The 362-nt window shown below is 68.5% G+C and carries 1 protein-coding gene; it reads left to right on the plus strand.

Annotated features, from left to right (window positions below; translation table 11 throughout):
- Positions 1 to 362 (plus strand): methyl-accepting chemotaxis protein (locus tag ACWJ6R_RS38130; protein WP_449066820.1); only part of this gene is annotated, 362 nt, incomplete at both ends.

The following is a 362-nucleotide window of genomic DNA, read 5'->3' on the forward strand; positions in this document are numbered from 1 at the left end:
GCCGCCTCCACCAACGAGACGGTCGCCAAGCTCGGCGCCTCGTCGGCGGAGATCGGCAGCGTGATCAAGACGATCACCTCGATCGCCGAGCAGACGAACCTGCTGGCCTTGAACGCCACCATCGAGGCGGCGCGGGCCGGGGACGCGGGCAAGGGCTTCGCGGTCGTGGCCGGGGAGGTCAAGGACCTGGCCCAGGAGACCGCGAAGGCGACCGAGGACATCTCCAAGCGGGTCGAGGCGATCCAGGCCGACACCGAGAGCGCGGTCGCGGCCATCGCCGAGATCAGCGAGATCATCAGCAGGATCAACGACTACCAGCTGACCATCACCTCCGCAGTGGAGGAGCAGACCGCCACCACCGG

The organism is Planomonospora algeriensis (genome assembly GCF_977012225.1).